Origin of the sequence: Vulcanimicrobium alpinum (assembly GCF_027923555.1) — a bacterium.
Lineage (GTDB): Bacteria > Vulcanimicrobiota > Vulcanimicrobiia > Vulcanimicrobiales > Vulcanimicrobiaceae > Vulcanimicrobium > Vulcanimicrobium alpinum.
The window spans coordinates 448,353-462,997 of the sequence record NZ_AP025523.1 but is presented as its reverse complement, the minus strand read 5'-3'; the positions used below and the strand labels follow the sequence as shown (position 1 = coordinate 462,997).

Genomic DNA, 14,645 nt, shown 5'->3' with positions numbered 1-14,645 from the left:
CGAGCGCTCAGCGTGGCGCGGTGCGGGGGCGGGCGGGCGCGTTGCGGGCGCGCGGTGCGTGATGGACCGGGTCGCCCCGGCGCGGCACGGCGAACGACGGGTGCTGCTGGGGCGCGGCGAGCGGCGCTTTTGCGGGCGGAAGTTCTGGAAGCTTGGCGCGGTCGATGCGCCGTCCGACGACTTTCTCGATGTCGCGGAAGAGCTTCTCTTCGTCGTGCGCGACGAACGTGATCGCGTCGCCCGTCGCCTCGGCGCGTGCCGTACGGCCGACGCGGTGCACGTAATCTTCGGCGACCATCGGGACGTCGAAGTTGACGACGTGACCGAGGTCGGCGATGTCGATGCCGCGCGCGGCGACGTCGGTGGCGACGAGGACGCGGAGTTTTCCGCGCTTGAAATCGGCGAGCGCGCGGGTGCGCTGGGCCTGCGAACGGTCGCCGTGGATGCGGTCGGCGCCGATCCCGTGCTTTTCGAGCGCCATCGCGAGGCGGTTGGCGCGCGCTTTCGTGCGCGTAAACGCGATCGCGCTGAAGATGTTGTTGTCTTTGAGCAGTTCGACGAGCAGATCGGTCTTGCGCTGCTGGTCGATCGTGTACGCGACGTGGGTGATCCCCTCGGCCGTCACTTCCGCGCTCTTCGAGGCGATCTCGATGCGCACCGGATCGCGTAGCAGTTCGCGGCTGAGCTTCGCAATCTCGGGCGCGATCGTCGCCGAGAAGAACAGCGTCTGCTTGCGCGCGGGCGCTTTCGCGACGATGCGGCGCACGGCGGGGAGAAAGCCCATGTCGAGCATACGGTCCGCTTCGTCGAGGACGAGCAGCGAGACGTCGTCGAGTCGCGCGCCTTGATCGAGGTGGTCGATCAGGCGGCCCGGCGTCGCGACGAGGATCTCGGTGCCGGTGCGGATCGCGTGCATCTGCGGCGCGTAGCCGATGCCCCCGAAGATCGCACGGACCCGCAGGCCGGAGCCCTTCGCGAGTTCGGTGAGATGCGCGGCGATCTGCGCGGCGAGTTCGCGCGTCGGCGCGAGGATCAGCCCGTGCGTGCGCTTGCGCGGCAGTGCTGAGACCATCTGGAGCAACGGGAGTCCAAACGCGGCGGTTTTGCCGGTTCCTGTCTGGGCGCTGGCGAGCACGTCGCGGCCGGCGAGCGCCGGCGGGATCGCGCCGGCTTGCACCGGCGTCGGGGTCGTGAACCCGAGTTCGCGCACGGCGCGCAAGAGGCCCGGGGCCAAGCCCAGGTCGTCAAATGTCGTTTGCATCGATTCTTTCGAAACGGAGCGCGCGAGGTCGATCGTCGGTGTTTCGAAAGATCGCGCAAAGGTACTCGCCGATGTGGCGACACCCCAGTCTACCACAGTACGGAACGAATGTCCAAACGGGCAGTCTCCGCCCGGTCTGCAATGCAAATGCCGTGTCCAGCGCCGCAGGATCGGTGAAAACAAGTTCCGCAGCGCCGGAAACAGCGTCAGGCTCGGCGGACGAACTTCAGCGCGGTATAGTCTTCATCGACCGCCGCAGTCTTGACGTCGATTAGCCCGCGGGCGCGCAGCGCATCGCGCACGGCCTGCTCGCCGACCGGTCCACCGCGACCTTTGCGGTACACGACCCAGACCGGCGCCACATCCAGCTTCGCGAGTTGCGCAAGCGTCTCGACGCGCGCGAGCGCGCAGTCGTAGGCGCCGCGCGACACGCGCGTCGTCCCCGCGAGAGCGTCGCCGAGCACCTCGTCGGCGCCGCTGAGCAGCCGCACGCGCATCGCGGCCGTCAGGCCGAGTTTCTTCGCGACCGACGGCGCCGGCGCAGCGATCTTCGCCGCCCACGACGCGGCGGCACGCGCGCCGAGCTCCAAGCTCACCGCGGTGTCGTCGACGTCGAAACGCAGCAGTTCGCCGTCGACGCGCACGCGGCGCAGCGCCACGAGCGGCACCTTCGCGCTGACCGCGCCGCGCACGATCAGTTCGCTCGACTCCAGCAGCGCCTTCACGGCGCCGTGCCGGTCGCCCCAGGTGCATGCGCACGTCGCCTCACGCCCCATCGCTTCAACCTCCGGACGGACTCAGCGGCCTCCGCCGACCTCCAGGATAGCACCGGTGACGTACGAGGCGAGCGGCGAGAGCAGCCACAGCACGCTTTGCGCGACTTCCTCGGCCGTCCCGGCGCGGCCCATCGGGACGTTCGGTGCGATCTGCGCGACCCGTTCGGGACGGCCGGCACGCGCGTGGATCTCGGTGTCGATCAGCCCCGGCTGCACGCCGTTCACCCGCACGCCCTCGCGCGCGATCTCTTTGCTCAAACCGCGCACCAGCGTATCGACCGCCGCCTTCGAGGCGGCATAGTGGACGTATTCACCCGGCGAGCCGAGCGTCGCCGCACGCGACGAGATGACGACGATCGCACCGCCGCGTCCGCCGTGCGCGGTCGAGAGCCGGCGTACCGCCTCGCGCGCGGTCATGAACGCGCCGGTGACGTTGACCGCGAGGACGCGCTCGAGCATCGCGACGTCGAGCGTGTCGACGCGCGTGAACGTCCCGGTGATCCCCGCGTTGATGACCACCGCGTCGAGCGACCCGAACCGGCGATCGACCTCGGCGAACGCGCGCACGACGTCGGCCTCGCGCGCGACGTCGGCTTCGATCGCGACGGCGGTGCGCCCGAGCGCGGCGATCTTCGCGACCACCGCATCGGCGGATGCGCGATCGCTCGCATAGGTCAGCGCGACGTCGTAGCCCTCGCGAGCGGCTGCGATCGCGAGCGCGGCGCCGATGCCGCGGCTGCCGCCGGTGATCAGAAGAACCGGCATCAGGCGAGCGCGCTGCGCGCGTCGACGTAGGCGATCTTGCGGTCGAGCGCCGTCAGCGCGTTGTCCCAGGTGTAGCGCCGCGCCGTTTCGGCGCCGTTCGCGCGCAGTTCCGCGCCGAGCGTCGGATCGTCGAAGAGGGCTTTGAGATACGTCGCGAGTTCACGTCCGTCGCTGGTGTCGCAGACGATCGCGTTGACGAACGGTTCGGCGTACTCTTCGCCGGTCGCCCCGCAGACCGCGATCCCGCCCGACGCCATCACTTCCAAGCCCACCAGTCCGAACGGCTCTTTGCCGCTGTTCGCCAGCGTCGCGTCGGCGGCGGCGTAGAGCGCGTAGAGCGTCGCTTCGTCGAGGAATGCGCGCACGTGCACCACCGGTGCGTCGACCGTCCCCAGCAGACGCGCGAACTCGTGCCAGTCGCTGCCCTCGTACGCCAGCCGCTCGACGGCGAGATGCCGTTCGCGCGCGCGGCCGAGGACGACGTCGCCGTACGGCTCTTTCCCGCCGCGCACGATGAGCCGCGCGGGCGTCCCCGCGGCGTGCAGTTCCGCGATCGCGTCGATCGCCTGCAGCCAGTTCTTGTCGGGATCGAACCGCCCGACTTTCACGCACGTCGGCTTCGTGCCGAACGCTGCGCGCAAGGCGGCGGTCTGCTCGCGATCCGCGCCGGCGAGCAGCGCTTCGTCGATCCCGTTCGGGATCACCAGCGCGTTCACGCCCCACACGCCGAGCTCGAACTTCATGTACTTGCTCACGCACGTCACCGCCGCGGCCCGCGTGAGCGTCGGCCAATGGATCTTCTCGAAGCCGTACGTGTTGTTCGCGTTCCACATCAGCGTGAGCGCGCCGCGCACGCAGCGTTCGCGCGCGAGCCGGTCGATCGCGATCGCGACGTTCGCGGTCTGCCATTCCTCGCAGATCACCAGCACGCGTTCGCCGGCGGCGTTCGCCGGGACGAGGAGTTCGTCGACGATCCACGGCGGCAGGCTCACTTCCCAATCGTGGATCTTCGCCGGCTCGCCGTCGTAGGCGTTGCGCGGATGCTGCGTCGAGATCCACTGCGACCAGCGGCGCAGCGTCACGCCGGGATCGGTCTCTTCGATCGCCGCGGCCTGCGGATCGCCGACGAAAAACAGTTCGACGTCGTGGCCCGCGGCGCCGAGCGCGCGCGCGAGCTGCGTCACGCGCGTCGCGAGGCCCCCGATCGACGCGTAGCGATCGGGTCCCTCGAACGACAGGAGCGCAACGTGACGCGGGATCATCGTGGAGTCCTACCGCGAGAGGCGCACAGAATACTGCCGCCATAAACGACCGATAATGCTTCTTGTTCTCGCCGCCGCGCTCGCGACGGCGGCGCTTCCGCCGCCCGAGCGCCTGCGCATCGTCCGCACGTCGAGCGGTGCCGTGCGGTTCGTGCGCCTGCACGCGACCGTGGCGGGTGCCGGCGTCCGCGGCACCGAGACCGATCTGATCGACCTTGCAACGGGACGCACCGTCGAGCGGATCGTCGCCGGCCCGCTCTCGTCGGGCAACGGTTACGACGGGACGCGCAGCTGGGGCGCCGACGCGACCGGGATGCCGATCGTGAACGGCAACGCCGAGGACCGCCGCGACGCCGCAGCGTGGGCGCACTTCTTCGGCCGCAACGGCCCGGAGCGCCCGGCGATCCGGCTGCTCGCCGCTCGCGGGCCGCGGATCGTGCTGCGCGTGACGTATCCGCGGATGACCGGTCCACTCGACGTCACCGTTGATCGCCGGAACGGGACGATCGCGGAGGTGATCGACCGCTCCGGAATCGACGTTGCCGCCGACCGCTTCTCCGACTATCGCCGGATCCGCGGCACCGTGCTTCCGTTCCAAACCGTCACGACGACGCGCACCGGCGTGTGGATCGAACGCGTGCGCAGCGTCGATTTTCCGGCGCACGTCGCTGACGCCGCGTTCGCGCCCCCGCCGCCGCCGCGCGACGCGACGCTCGACGGCGTGAGCACCGTACCGATCGCGCTGCACAACGGCATCCCCGTCGTCGTCGTGCGGATCGCCGGCGTCCCGCTGCGGATGCTGTTCGACTCGGGCGGCTCCAACTTGATGACGTCGCGCACCGCGCGTCGACTTGGCGTGCAACTCGTCGGCGACGACAAGACCGGCGGGATCGGACCGGGTCTGGTCGCCGAACGCTATGCGACCGTCGCGCGGATGGAGATCGGGCGCGCGTCGATGCGCTCGCAGCCGTTCGCCGTCGTCGACGATCCGTCGATGCACGACGCCGACGGGACGATCGGCTGCGAGGTGCTGCAGCGTTTCGCGGTCCGGTTCGACTTCGCGCGGCGCACCGTTTCGTTCGCGCGCGACGCCGCGCTGCTCGATCCAGCGGGGACGGAGATTCCGATCCGGTTTTCGGGGTGTCAGCCCGAGATCGACGGCGGGTTCGACGCGTTCGACGGCCCCATCGCGATCGACACCGGCAGCGCGTTCGGACTCGACGTGATGTCGCCGTTCACCCGCGCGCACCGGCTGGTCGCACGGTACCATGCGAGCGCAACGGAGCGCGGCCTGGGGATCGGAGGCGCGAGCTTCGGATACCTTGCAACGGCGCGCACGCTGCGCCTAGGCCCGGTGCAGGTGCGCAACGTTCCGATCAAGCTGAATCTGGAGCGAACCGGCTCCTTCGCCGATCCCTCGCAGCTGGGGAACGTCGGCACGCGCGTCCTCGGCAAATTCACGACGATGTTCGACTACTCTACGAACCGCATGTGGCTCATGTCACGCTGAGCTTGTCGAAGCGCAGCCTTGACCGTGCACGTAAGGATACGCCTTCGTGCGCGATCGGGGCTGCGCTTCGGCGAGCTCAGCGTGACATCGCGAGTTGGCGGAGGACGTACTGCAGGATGCCGCCGTGGCGGTAATAGTCGGCTTCGTCGGGCGTGTCGATGCGCACCAACGCGTCGAACGACTTTGCTTCGCCGCCGGCGCCCGTTGCGGTGACCTTCACCGTCATCCCCGGTTCGAGTTTCGCGGCGACGCCTTCGATCGCGTACGTCTCCTCACCGGTGAGGCCGAGACTCTCGCGCGTCGTCCCCTGCGGGTACTGCAGCGGGAGAATCCCCATCCCGATCAGATTCGAACGGTGGATGCGCTCGAACGACTCCGCGATCACCGCCTTGATCCCCAGCAGATAGGGACCCTTCGCCGCCCAGTCGCGCGACGAACCGCTGCCGTACTCTTTGCCGGCGAGGACGATCAGCGGCGTGCCTGCGGCACGATACTTCTCCGACGCGTCGAAGATCGACATCTGCTCGCCGGTCGGCAGGTAGCGCGTCACGCCGCCTTCCGTCCCCGGCACGAGCGCGTTGCGCAGGCGAATGTTCGCGAACGTGCCGCGCACCATCACCTCGTGGTTACCGCGGCGCGCGCCGTACGAGTTGAAGTCCGCCGGATCGACGCCCTTCGAGACCAGGTACTTCGCCGCCGGAGAACTGCGCGCGATGTTGCCGGCCGGCGAGATGTGGTCGGTGGTCACCGAGTCGCCGAGCATCGCGAGCACGCGCGCGCCGCGGATGTCCCGTACGGGCGCCGGCTGCGCGGGCATCCCGTCGAAGTACGGCGGACGCTTCACGTACTCCGATTTCTCGTCCCACGCGTAGCGTTCGCCGGCGGGTACCTGCATCGACGCCCAGCGCGCGTCGCCGGCGAAGACGTCGGCGTAGCGCGAGCGGAACATCGCGTCGTTGAGCGAGGCGCTCATCGCCGCGTCGATCTCGGCGCCGGTCGGCCACAGATCCTTGAGGTACACGTCTTCGCCGGTCACGGTGCGTCCGAGCGGCTCGCTCGTGAGATCGACGTCCATGCGCCCTGCGAGCGCGTAGGCGACGACCAGCGGCGGCGACGCGAGGTAATTCGCTCGGACCTGCGGGTGGATGCGCCCTTCGAAGTTGCGGTTGCCCGAGAGCACCGCGGCGACGATCATGTCGTGTTCCGCCACCGCGTGCGCGACGTCGTCGCCGAGCGGCCCGGAGTTGCCGATGCACGTGGTGCAGCCGTAGCCGACCAGGTTGAAACCGAGCTGGTCGAGATACGTCTGCAAGCCGCTTTTGGCGAGATAGTCGGTAACGACTTTCGAACCCGGTGCGAGCGAGGTCTTCACCCACGGCGCCGCGTGCAGGCCTTTCTCGACGGCCTTCTTCGCGAGCAGGCCGGCGCCGATCAAGAGCGCGGGGTTCGACGTGTTCGTGCACGACGTGATCGCCGCGATCACCACCGCGCCGTCGGAGACCTCGGTGCGAGGCTGCGCCGCCACCGCCGTGCCGCCGCCTTCGCCTTCGAAGCGATCGATCTGCTTGCCGTTGCTGCTCGCACCGCGGGCCGTCTGCCACTCCTCGAGCGCGACGGCGAACGTCGCTTTCACGTCGGTGAGCGGGACGCGATCCTGCGGCCGGCGCGGACCGGCCAGGTTGGGGACGACGTCGCCGAGGTCGAGCTGCAGCGTGTCGGTGAAGCGCGGCTCGGGCGAGTCGTCGGTGCGGAACATCCCCTGCGCTTTCGCGTACGCTTCGACGAGCGCGATCTGCTCGGCGGTGCGGCCCGTGAGCCGCAGGTACTGCAGCGTCAGCGCGTCGATCGGGAAGATCGCGACGGTCGAACCGTATTCGGGCGACATGTTGCCGATGACGGTGCGGTCGGCGACCGGGAGCGACGACAGACCCGCGCCGTAAAACTCGACGAACTTTCCGACGACGCCCTTCTTGCGCAGCATCTGGGTGATCTGCAGCGCGAGATCGGTCGCGGTGACGCCTTCGCGCAATTTGCCGGTGATCTTGAAGCCGATCACGTCGGGGATCAGCATCGTCACCGGCTGACCGAGCATCGCAGCTTCCGCCTCGATCCCGCCGACGCCCCAGGCGAGCACGCCCAGACCGTTCGCCATCGTCGTGTGCGAGTCGGTGCCGACGACGGTGTCGGGATACGCGAGCGGCGTCCAGCCGGGATGCGCTTCGCCCGCGCCGCCCGCGCCGAAGATCACGCGTGCGAGGTACTCGATGTTGACCTGGTGGACGATCCCGGTGTCGGGCGGCACGGCACGGAAGCCGTCGAGCGACGACTGGCCCCATTTGAGGAAGGCGTAGCGTTCGCCGTTGCGCTCGAACTCGAGCTGCGCGTTCTTCTCGAACGCATCGCTGCTCGCCCACGCGTCGACTTGCACCGAGTGGTCGATCACCAATTCGACCGGCTGCAGCGGGTTGATGCGCTTGGGATCGCCGCCCATCGCGGCGATCGCATCGCGCATCGCCGCCAAGTCGACGACGCACGGCACGCCGGTGAAGTCCTGGAGGAGCACGCGCGCCGGCCGGTAGGCGATCTCTTTGGACGACGACGTTCCGGGCGTCCACGAGGCGACCGCCGCGACGTCGTCCGCGCTGACCGATCGCCCGTCCTCGAAGCGCACCAGGTTCTCGAGCAGGATCTTCAGCGAATACGGCAGGGTCGCGAGATCGTGCCCGCGCTCGGCCAAGGCGGCGAGCCGGAAGTACGCATACTCGCGATTGCCGACCCGCAGCGTGTCGCGGGCCGAGAACGTGTTGGGGTGCGCCTGGGTGTCCACGAAGCGGCTTTCGCCGCTGCGAAGCGGCGCTGCTCCCGTCGGCCGTCCCCGATTCGTTGACAGTTGTCCCAAAAGTGAGGACACTAAGCGGGATGCGCCGCGACGACCTGCGACCCGCGCTCTTCGGCACCGCGATCCGGGACCGGGTGCTGACGCGGCTCGCGCTCTCGGAGAACGGGCTCCACGTCCGCGAACTCGCCCGCCAAATCGAGGCGAGCCCCAACGCCGTCCACCGCGTCGTCATCGCGCTCGAACGCGCAGGGGTCGTCGTCTCGCGTCCCGTCGGCAGCACGCGCCTGGTGCTGCTGAATCGCCGCTGGTACGGCGCCGTCGAATTGCGAGCGCTCCTCGACCGGCTCGTCGCCGCGTATCCCGAGATCCGCGATCGGGCGCGGGCGTTCCGCGAGCGTCCGCGGCGCATCGGGAAACCGCTGTGACGCTCGGCGACGACGCCGGCCTCGTCGACGTCGCGTTCGCGGCGTGCACCGTCCTCGCGCGCGCCGGCGAGACGGCCGTGCTGTGCGGCGGGAGCGCCGCCGCGTACTACGTCCCCGACCGCTACCAGTCGCTCGACGTCGATTTCGTCGTCGAAGTCGGCGCGGCACCGCACATCGTCGACCGCGCGCTTGCGACGATCGGTTTCGCCCTCGCCGCGGAGGGTCACTACCGGCACGATCGCCTGCCCTACGTACTCGCGTTCCCGATCGGTCCGCTCGCGATCGGACGCGACCTCATCACGGCGTGGCGCACCGACCGCCGCGCCGACGCGCTGCTGCACGTCTACACGCCGACCGACGTCGTGCGCGACCGCTTCCTGCACTTCTGGGCGTGGGGCGACCGCACCGCGCTCGAGGTCGCGCTGGCGGTCGTGCGCGCACGTCGCGACGTCGACCTCGCGGCGATCCGCGCCTGGACCGAACGCGAGATGGCGGCGGACGCGTCGTACGACGCCTCGCGCGTCGCGCGCTTCTTCGCCTCGCTCGGCGGATGACGGCGGCCGGCGCAGAACTCTCTGGGCCGATGCGTCGCGCTGCGTTCCGCGGAGTGTTCTGCCTGGTGACGGCCGTAACGGCCGCCGCGCTGGCCGACCCGTTCGTGGAAGCCGCTTCCAACGCCGGGCTGTTCGGCCCGGGAAGGTACACCGACCACAGCACGATCGACGTCGTCCCGGCGCTTGCCGTGGCGGCCGCGTTCGCGCTGCTGTACGTCGTCATGCGCGCCCGCCCGGCACTCGCGGATCGGTCTCGCGCGCTTGCGCGCCGCCTGCACGCGATCGATCGCGCCGCCGGAGCGACGCGGCTCGCGACGCTGTTCCCGCTCATCTTCATTGCCCAGCTCGCCACGCTGTTCGTGATGGAGACGGTCGAACAAATCGCGATCGCGGGGCATCCGCTCGGCGGAACGCTGTGGCTCGGCGCCCCCGTCCCGATCGCGCTGGCGCTGCACGCGCTCGCGTGCGCCGTGACGAGCGCGTTGCTGACGCACGCGCTCGGCGCCCTCACGCGCGCTGCCGTCCGCATCGGGCTGTTCGTGCGCGGGGTCGCGATGGTCCGCACCGCCGCGGTTCCGCTTTTTTCGCGCCGCCGCCGGTCGTTTGCGACGGTGCGCATTCACCCGCTCGCGACGCGCGCCGGAAAGCGCGCACCCCCGTTCCTCGCCGCGTAGACATTCCACCGATTCGTTGACGCACGCGGCGTGTGCCGTCCGGGCGCTCGTCTCTCTCCGAGGAACTCATGAACAGAACGATCGTCGCCGGCATGCTCGCCGGCGGCGCGCTCGCGGCCACGATCGCCGTCGCGACGCTGCGCGCGCCCGTGCAGCATGCGATCGCGGTCAACAGCGCCGAGAGCGCGTTCCACTCTCATCGGCTCAACCTGCTGCTGCTCGGCTATCAAGGCGATGAGGGCAACTCCGACACCGTCATTCTCGTCCACCTCGACATCGATCGCCGCACCGCCACGCTCGTCTCGATCCCGCGCGATACGTGGGTGCCGATCCCCGGCCACGGCTACCAGAAGATCAACGCCGCGATCGGCTTCGGCGGCCCGGCGGGGAGCGCGAAAGCCGTCACCGCGCTGACCGGCGTGCCGATCGATGCGACGATCGCCGTCCAGCCCGAAGGCGCCAAACAACTCGTCGACGCGATGGGCGGGATGAACGTCGACGTCGAGCACGACATGGACTACGACGACAACTACGGCAACCTGCACATCCATCTCAAGCGGGGCGAGCAGTATCTCACCGGCGGTCAGGTGCTCGGCTACATGCGCTTCCGGCACGATGCGGAATCGGATTGGGGGCGCGTGCGCCGCCAGCAGATCGTGCTGAAGTCGTTGATCGATCAGATGGGCCTACCGCAGAACTGGGCGAAGCTCCCGCGTCTGCTCGCCCTCGCGCGCACCGACATGCAGACAACGCTTACGGATCCGCAGCTCGCGGCGCTGCTCGAGATCTATCGCGGCGTCCCCGCCGACAACATCCGCACGTTCACGATGCCGGGGCGCGCGGCGTTCGTCGGCGACGCGTCCGTCGTCCTCGTCGACCAGCGCTGGGCACGCATCATCGGGCGCCTCCTCTTCACGAAGAGCGTGCCGCCGCAAGACGAGGTGCTCGTCGCAAACGCGACCGGGATCCCGAACTGGAACGCGACGGTCGTCGGCGCGCTGCGCGGCGGCGGCTGGAACGTCGCCACTTTCGTCGACCAGCCGGTACGCGCCGTCACAACCGTCTCCGGCTCGACACCCGCCGCGGCCGCGCTGGCGAAGGTGTTCGGGGCCACGCGCAAGCCGACGAAAACGACGACGCTCGTGCTCGGCATGGACGTCGCGCCGCAGGAAGACTGACGCGCGGATGCGTCAGTCGAACACGGTGCGGGGATCGCCCTCCATGTAGCCTTCGACGCGCAGGACGCGTTCGCCCGAGAGCAACTGCCACAAGGGTTCGACGGCGAGCTGACGCCGCCACGACGTGAGGTTGACGACGTCGCCGAGCGCAACCGGCGATTGCGGCGCTTCGCGTGCGATCCGTTCAAGCGCGGCGCGCGGCAGAAGCAGCGTCGTCGGCAGTTCGTTGTCGGCGGCGATCGCGCTCACGAGCACGGCCATCGTCGAGACGAGCGCCTCGCGCTGCGCGCCCAGCGGTTTGGGCGCGCGCGGCGGCAGGTCGCTTTCAGCGAGCGCTTCGCCCCGCGCGATCGCCTCGACGATCCGCTCGCCGAGGTTGCGGCGCGTCCCGTTGTCGATCCGCCGCAATTGCGAGAGCTCGTCGACGGTGCGCGGCCGCAGCTGGACGAGCCCGACCATCACGTCGTCGGGAAGCACGTACTTGAGCGGGATGTTCCGCTCGCGCGCGTAGCGGTCGCGCAGGATCGCGAGCTCGCTCAGCACGCCGAGTTCGCGGCGGTTCATGCGCGCGTTCCCGGAGACGCGCAGGTAGAGCCGGCGCGGATCGGAGCGATACGCGCCGACGTTCGCGAGCGCCGGCATCTCTTCGTCGGCCCACCCCTCGCGGCCGCGCGCGCGCAGTTTCTCGCGCAATCCGTCTTCGAGCGCGAAGAGATACTTCACGTCGTCGACCAGGTACTCGAGCTGCTTGTGCGTGAACGGCCGCAAGCTCCAGTCGCTGACCGTCTGGGATTTGCGCAGCGTCACGCCGCACAGATCGCGCACGAGGTCGAGCAGCGAGATCGAGAGCCCATACCCGACGAACGCGGCGGCCACTTGCGTATCGTACACGGCGCGCGGCAGGGTGTCGTAGGAATCGGCTAGGATCCGCAAGTCCGACGAGAGCGCATGCCCGACGACGCGCGCGCCGGCGAGCGCGTCGATCAGCAGCTGGAGGTCGCGCAGCACGAGCGGGTCGACGATCGCGACGCCGTCGTCGAAAAGTAATTGCACGACCATCAGGTGCGGCGTGTACGACTTCTCGGTGTGGAACTCGGTGTCGATCCCGACGCGTTCCGCGCGCAAGATCCGATCGACGGTGCGCGCGAGGCCGGCCGCATCGTCGATCACGTCGACCGCCAGTCCGGAAAAGGCCGGGAGATTCATCGCGGAGGCACGCCCGGGACGGACGGCTGCGCGTGCGGATGCGGGCGCCGACGCGGGAAGTGAATGTGATGCTTCTCCATGTTGGCCTGCACCGGCTCGACGACGTGCGCGTCGAAATAGTCAGACGCGCGGTCGCCGAACACGGCGAGGATCGTGCAGATCGGGATCGCGATCGCGCACATCGTGTATATCTGACGGATGATAGGCACGCGCAGCGCGGCGGCGGTCTGCGTCGCGATCGTCCCGCCCAATCCGGGGATGATGCGCACGCAGATGAGGAACATCGGCGAGCCGATCTTGAAGTGGCGCGCCCACGACGGCAGCCGCTCGACGCTCTTCTTCACATCGAACGCCGCCGACGTGCGCAGCGCGACGACGTAGCCGATGATCGCGGCGAGCACCAGACCGATCGCGTTCACCACCGAACCCCAGAGCGGTCCGAAAAGGGCACCGTTCATGATCGCCAGCGCGTCTGTCACCGAGAACGGCGCAGATGCGACGATCGCGAACACCACGATCGCGAGCGGCATCGCGAGCCAGCCCAGTTGCGCGAGCACGTGCTCGACGCCCGGCCGGTTGGACACCACCAAAGCGGCCAGGACAAACGATCCCACCAGGATCGCGACCGCCTCGAGACGTCGCAACCAGCGAACGGTACGGGGACTCACCGCCCTCTTTCTTGGCCGGATGGGCTCGTTCGCCTCCGCTGTGGACAACTTCGGGGTTGACCCGCGTGCAGCGCGGGTGTACGATACGCGAACCTCGAGGATACGTTCGCAGAAGACCACGGGAGGGCGACTTGACGTCGCAAGATCCACCCGGGAACGCGGCACCGACCGGCTGATTGCGCGCCGGTCCGGTGCGACCAACACACCGAATTTCTCGCGCACCACACCGGAACGGGAGGGCGGCATCATCTCGATGACCGAGGATCCACCGAAGGAGGGGTCGTCGTAGCGGCCGATGTGCACGCTGCGACCGACACCGAAAAGCAGACGAAGGGCCACGCCGAGCGGCGTGGCCCTTTCACTTTTGGGCGCGTCGAGCGCTTAGTGGAACGCTGCGAGCGTTACCGACTTCGCGCCGAGTGCCTGCGCGAGGTCGTAGAAGGCCTGGTCGGAGATTTTGTGATAGTTCGCGTCGAGTTTCGCGCCGTATTTCGCGTCGATCGCGTCCATCGTCGCCTCGTGGATCTTGCGGGTGACGAGGTGGTCGAGCATCGTTCCGGTGTAGAACGCGCCGTTGTTGCCCGGGACGCCGTCCATGACCAGGCGCGCGGCGAGCGCGTGTCCGGTGATGCTGGAGTTCGGGAACTTCACGCCGGCCGCGATCGCGGTCGCAGCTGCATGCTGCACGGCGAAGTCCTGCACGGCGATGAAGTTGGCAACCGCCGCCTTTCCGTACTGCTTCGTGAGCTTTTTCACTTCGGCCGTGGTGAGCGCGGGGCCGACCATCACGGTGAGCGCCTTGGCGACCGAAAACTTCTCGGGGCCGCCGCCGGCCTTGACCAGCGAAATGGTCGCGGCGAGGTCGGGCTTGCCCGCGAAGGTGTGGCCGTCACCGCCGGCCGGCATGCCGTGCTCGCCGGCGCCCATCGCCATCGACTGCGCGAGCGCGGGGGCGACACAGAGCGCCGCGAGGATCGCTCCCGCCGCGATTGTCTTGAAACGTTTGATCACGTCGTCTTCTCCTGGATATGAGGATTGCTCCGAAGGAAACGCCGTTCAGACGACTTCGGATTGCGGCGGGGATTCGATCGCGGCGATGTGCTCGCGAGCGGCGGGATCGGCGCTCGCATCGAGAAACGCGCCGAGAATCTCGAGGCCGATCGCCGGGGACGTCGCGCGCAGGCTCATCCCGAGCACGTTCGCATCGTTCCAGCGGCGCGCGCCTGCGGCAGTCGCCGCGTCGCCGCAGAGCGCCGCGCGCACGCCGGCGATCTTGTTGGCCGCGATCGTGATCCCGGTGCCGGTCCAGCAGCACACGATCCCGAATTCGGCCGCCCCGCCCGCGACCACCGCGCCGACGGCGCGCCCGATCGACGCCCAGGCGTGGTCGCCGGGCCGCGCGATCGCCCCGAAACGCTCGACGGCGATCTCGCGCCGCGCCAGTTCGTCGAGCAGGGCGTCGACGAGCGGTCCGGTGTCGTCGGCCCCGATTGCGCAGCGCACGCACGATCCTTCCGCGCGCACGTC

14 protein-coding genes are annotated in these 14,645 nt (G+C 69.2%); 5 read left to right on the top strand and 9 right to left on the bottom strand.

All coding sequences use genetic code 11. The features are described 5' to 3' along the window. Positions 1-7 precede the first annotated feature (7 nt). From WPS_RS02275 to WPS_RS02260, 4 genes are all read right to left on the bottom strand, one after another. A complete protein-coding gene (locus tag WPS_RS02275) occupies positions 8-1,261 on the bottom strand; it encodes a DEAD/DEAH box helicase (RefSeq protein ID WP_317996245.1) in 1,254 nt (417 codons plus the stop codon). A gap of 206 nt (positions 1,262-1,467) precedes the next feature. Continuing rightward, positions 1,468-2,037: a hypothetical protein gene (locus WPS_RS02270; RefSeq protein ID WP_317996244.1), complete on the bottom strand. Its 570-nt coding sequence runs from the start codon at positions 2,035-2,037 to the stop codon at positions 1,468-1,470. 21 nt (positions 2,038-2,058) lie between these two features. Then, positions 2,059-2,802 (bottom strand): SDR family oxidoreductase, encoded by a 744-nt coding sequence (locus tag WPS_RS02265; protein WP_317996243.1) that lies wholly within the window; start codon positions 2,800-2,802, stop codon positions 2,059-2,061. Next, positions 2,802-4,064 (bottom strand): glycosyltransferase family 4 protein, encoded by a 1,263-nt coding sequence (locus WPS_RS02260; RefSeq protein ID WP_317996242.1) that lies wholly within the window; start codon positions 4,062-4,064, stop codon positions 2,802-2,804. Before WPS_RS02260 ends, WPS_RS02265 begins: the two co-directional genes overlap by 1 nt. A 1-nt stretch (position 4,065) precedes the next feature. On the opposite strand from WPS_RS02260, the gene WPS_RS02255 reads away from it, so the two are divergent. Further along, positions 4,066-5,574, top strand: coding sequence for a retropepsin-like aspartic protease (locus WPS_RS02255; RefSeq protein ID WP_317996241.1), 1,509 nt, complete (start codon positions 4,066-4,068; stop codon positions 5,572-5,574). Between the two features lie 76 nt (positions 5,575-5,650). On the opposite strand, the gene acnA is transcribed toward WPS_RS02255, so the two are convergent. Then, on the bottom strand, positions 5,651-8,401 hold the full coding sequence (gene acnA / locus WPS_RS02250; protein ID WP_317996240.1) for an aconitate hydratase AcnA: 2,751 nt from the start codon (positions 8,399-8,401) through the stop codon (positions 5,651-5,653). Between the two features lie 92 nt (positions 8,402-8,493). Here acnA and WPS_RS02245 point away from each other — a divergent pair, with 92 nt between their 5' ends. From WPS_RS02245 to WPS_RS02230, 4 genes are all read left to right on the top strand, one after another. Continuing rightward, entirely contained in the window at positions 8,494-8,838 is a 345-nt protein-coding gene (locus WPS_RS02245) for a winged helix-turn-helix domain-containing protein (RefSeq protein ID WP_317996239.1), read from the top strand. After that, positions 8,835-9,392: a hypothetical protein gene (locus tag WPS_RS02240; RefSeq protein ID WP_317996238.1), complete on the top strand. Its 558-nt coding sequence runs from the start codon at positions 8,835-8,837 to the stop codon at positions 9,390-9,392. The genes WPS_RS02245 and WPS_RS02240 overlap by 4 nt, the downstream gene beginning before the upstream one ends. A gap of 65 nt (positions 9,393-9,457) precedes the next feature. Then, on the top strand, positions 9,458-10,066 hold the full coding sequence (locus tag WPS_RS02235) for a hypothetical protein (protein WP_317996237.1): 609 nt from the start codon (positions 9,458-9,460) through the stop codon (positions 10,064-10,066). Between the two features lie 68 nt (positions 10,067-10,134). Beyond that, entirely contained in the window at positions 10,135-11,244 is a 1,110-nt protein-coding gene (locus WPS_RS02230; protein WP_317996236.1) for an LCP family protein, read from the top strand. A 12-nt stretch (positions 11,245-11,256) separates the two neighbouring features. Here the strand turns inward: WPS_RS02230 and WPS_RS02225 are convergent, their stop codons facing one another. The 4 genes from WPS_RS02225 to WPS_RS02210 are packed head-to-tail and all read right to left on the bottom strand — an operon-like array spanning position 11,257 to position 14,621. Beyond that, entirely contained in the window at positions 11,257-12,450 is a 1,194-nt protein-coding gene (locus tag WPS_RS02225; protein ID WP_317996235.1) for a ribonuclease D, read from the bottom strand. Next, entirely contained in the window at positions 12,447-13,457 is a 1,011-nt protein-coding gene (locus tag WPS_RS02220; protein ID WP_317996234.1) for a TVP38/TMEM64 family protein, read from the bottom strand. The genes WPS_RS02225 and WPS_RS02220 overlap by 4 nt, the downstream gene beginning before the upstream one ends. Positions 13,458-13,499: 42 nt before the next feature. Next, positions 13,500-14,129, bottom strand: a complete 630-nt coding sequence (locus tag WPS_RS02215; protein WP_317996233.1) for a hypothetical protein — start codon at positions 14,127-14,129, stop codon at positions 13,500-13,502. A gap of 45 nt (positions 14,130-14,174) precedes the next feature. Continuing rightward, a complete protein-coding gene (locus WPS_RS02210) occupies positions 14,175-14,621 on the bottom strand; it encodes an RpiB/LacA/LacB family sugar-phosphate isomerase (protein WP_317996232.1) in 447 nt (148 codons plus the stop codon). Between the last annotated feature and the right edge of the window lie 24 nt (positions 14,622-14,645).